This window comes from Paracoccus sp. (in: a-proteobacteria) (assembly GCF_032007265.1).
Taxonomy (GTDB): Bacteria; Pseudomonadota; Alphaproteobacteria; order Rhodobacterales; family Rhodobacteraceae; genus Paracoccus.
On the sequence record NZ_DALZMB010000194.1, the window covers coordinates 1 to 2,906 of the forward strand.

The window sequence follows — 2,906 nt, forward strand, 5'->3', positions numbered from 1 at the left end:
CGAGGCGTTACAGGTGTCGCGCCGCGCCCGTCAGCGCATCAAAGAGAATTTTGCGATTTCGGCTGGCTATAATATCATCGCGGTGCCTTTTGCATTGATGGGCTTTGCGACGCCTTTGCTTGCCGCTTTGGCGATGTCTATCAGCTCGATCACCGTGACCCTTAACGCATTGCGTCTGCGCTAAGGGGCTAACCACAAAGGAAACAAGCTATGGCCGTTCTAGGATTTCTGATCCCGGTTTCGTTGGCACTTGGCGGCCTTGGCCTTTGTGCCTTCATCTGGTCGCTCAAACGTCAGCAATATGATGATCCAAAAGGGGATGCTGAGCGTATTTTAAGCCGCGATTGGGATGATCGCCCAAAGCCGCGCTAGGACAGAAACATTCGCGCTGGGAAATGCGGCAATCAGAGGCTGCCGCGCGTCCAGATCGCCTTGCCAGCTGCCACAAGAAAACAGGCGCGACATTTCTGTCGCGCCTGTTTCAATTGTCCTGCCTTGCCCTTCTTTAGAGCCAGATCGGGAATGGTCGGGCGACGTTTAGGGGCCGACCACCGTGCAAGATTGCTGGCGAGCCTGCAGACGGTTGCAGGCAAGCTGTGCGGTGGCTTTGCTCATTCCGGTGAAGCTTGCCTCAAAGCCGCGCTTGGTATTGCCGACGCGGCGCATCGCGCTTCCCAAAGACCCGCTTTCCTGCAACGCGGTCGTCAGCAAGATCTGCTCGGCCTCGCTTTGGGATTTGAACAGGCCAAGCGTCACGCCATGGCTTTTGCCACCACCCGACACGCGCGAAACGACTTCGGTTGCTTCGGCCGGTGCCTCCAGATCATCGCTCATCGAGGCGAGGATGATCGTATCTTCGCGGCGCACCGGTGCATGCGAGGCAGCAAGCTGCAACGTCTCGGGTTGGGGCTGGTTGGTTTGCAAGAAAACCGCGCCCGGCGCGGTTATTGCAGGGGCCAGATCAAGCGAGCTGACCTCGTCATTGCCGCTTTTGCCACGGCGGACGGGGCGAGCCGAGCTGGACAGGTTGCCAGCGGCCGAGCCTGCCTCGGATTTAGCGGCAGGGGCCTCGACCCCGGTATCGGGGGCAGATTTCGTTGCAACCACGGCATTCGAGGTGCTGCCGGGGCGGCGCTGTGGGCGCGAACTATTGGCCATTGCCGCCGAGGCAGAGGCCGAAGCCGTTGCTGTCGGGGCTTCGGCACGCGCGGCACGTTTGACGGCTGCGGCCACGGCGCCGGGATCGACGATCGAGGCGCTGGTCGTACGCGCGGTCGGGCGCGGCGACGCCGACAGCGTGAAGCGTTCAGGCGCAGGCGCCTTGGGTTCTGCGCGGGCGACCTGAACGCTGCGCTTGATGTCACGTTGGACCATATATTGTGGCGGTTCGGGCTTAACCTCCCTGACGCGGGTAGGTGCCTGGCCGAAACCCGCATCAAGCAACTGCTTCATGACCTGATTGCGATGGGCCGTTGATTGGCCGCCCAGAACGGTGGCGATAATGCGTTTGTTGCCACGCTGCGCCGAAGCGGTCAGGTTGAACCCTGCTGCGCGGGTATAGCCGGTTTTGATGCCATCCGCGCCTTCGTATTCATCCAGAAAGCGGCGGTTGGTGCTGGAAACATTGGCGATGCCGGCATCGGCCGAGCGGCGCGAGAAAATCGAATAATACTGTGGGAAATCGTAAAATAACCGGCGGCCAAGCGTCGACATGTCACGGGCCGTTGAATAATGACCATCGATCGTCAAGCCATTGGCGTTGCGAAAGCTGCTGTTGCGCATGCCGATGGCCTTGCCCATCGCCGTCATCTGGCGGGCAAAGACCGCCTCAGAGCCGCCACCCAGACCTTCACCGATCGTGGTTGCGGCGTCATTGGCCGATTTGACGGCTGCGGCGCGGATCAGATAGCGCAGCTCGATTCGCTGGCCCGGCTTCAGGCCAAGACGCGACGGGGGCTGGCTGGCCGCATGCTGGGACACCAGAAATTTGGTGTCGAGCCTGACCTGACCACGCTCGATCGCCGTAAAGGCAAGATAAAGCGTCATCATCTTGGTCAGTGAAGCAGGATGCAGCTTCGTATCCGCATTCTGCGCATAAATTTCTTTCCCCGTCCTTGCGTCCATCACAAAGGCGGCGAAGGGGGCTGCGCTTGCCACGAGGGGCAAGGCACATGCCAACAGGACCATTAGTCCCGCGCGAAGGCGTGTGGTGATTCTGCTCACTGTCCGATCTCATCTGCCTGCGAGGACCCGTTCACAATGCAGGTCCTTCCTTAATTTAGGCATAATAACACGCAAGCGACGCTGCGAAAACCAAACTTTTCCGCAATTGTCACAACGGCTGGTCTTTGCCATAAGCTGCACGGTGATGGGGTGGGGCTTACAATGTGCCGTAAAGCGCCTATATTCCCTCAATCCCACAGCACTCCCGCAATATTCTTTCGACCCTGACAGAAGTGATCATGACGAGCACTCCAAACGACCGTGATGATGTCGATCTGGCGGTCAAGACCAAACCGCGCACGCAGCGACCGCCCATGTATAAGGTGATGTTGTTGAATGATGATTTTACCCCGATGGAATTCGTGGTCTATGTGCTAGAGCGTCTTTTCTCGATGACTCATGCGCAAGCGATCGAAATAATGCTGACGGTGCATCGCAAGGGTGTTGCGGTTGTCGGCGTCTTCTCGCATGAGATCGCTGAAACCAAAGTCGCGCAGGTCATGGAACTGGCGCGGCGCCAGCAGCATCCGCTGCAATGCACCATGGAAAAAGAATAGGAATACCGTGTCCGGATCGCGTATCGAACTCGCCTACGGCGAAAAAGCGCCGATTGGGCGCATGTTGCTTTTGGGGGCAGGGCGCGATCTTGACCTGTCGCCCTTCGATCCGGCCCAGACCGAAAT

The 2,906-nt window shown here is 58.9% G+C and carries 3 protein-coding genes and 1 pseudogene; 3 read left to right on the top strand and 1 reads right to left on the bottom strand.

Features of this window, described 5'->3' with window-relative positions; translation table 11 throughout:
- Both RTS12_RS20475 and ccoS read left to right on the top strand, forming a co-directional pair.
- Positions 1-184: pseudogene (locus RTS12_RS20475) on the top strand (ATPase); the annotation flags it as partial.
- Positions 185-210: 26 nt separating this feature from the next.
- Complete coding sequence (gene ccoS / locus RTS12_RS20480) at positions 211-372, top strand: cbb3-type cytochrome oxidase assembly protein CcoS (RefSeq protein ID WP_312531964.1); 162 nt, start codon at positions 211-213, stop codon at positions 370-372.
- 165 nt (positions 373-537) lie between these two features.
- Here the strand turns inward: ccoS and RTS12_RS20485 are convergent, their stop codons facing one another.
- Positions 538-2,223: a D-alanyl-D-alanine carboxypeptidase family protein gene (locus tag RTS12_RS20485; protein ID WP_409455728.1), complete on the bottom strand. Its 1,686-nt coding sequence runs from the start codon at positions 2,221-2,223 to the stop codon at positions 538-540.
- A 239-nt stretch (positions 2,224-2,462) separates the two neighbouring features.
- On the opposite strand from RTS12_RS20485, the gene clpS reads away from it, so the two are divergent.
- Entirely contained in the window at positions 2,463-2,780 is a 318-nt protein-coding gene (clpS, locus tag RTS12_RS20490) for an ATP-dependent Clp protease adapter ClpS (protein WP_312531966.1), read from the top strand.
- Positions 2,781-2,906 lie beyond the last annotated feature (126 nt).

Excerpts from the sequence above, each read along its gene's own strand:
- ccoS (WP_312531964.1), top strand. The coding sequence starts at position 211 with ATGGCCGTTCTAGGATTTCTGATCCCGGTTTCGTTGGCACTTGGCGGC.
- clpS (WP_312531966.1), top strand. The coding sequence starts at position 2,463 with ATGACGAGCACTCCAAACGACCGTGATGATGTCGATCTGGCGGTCAAG.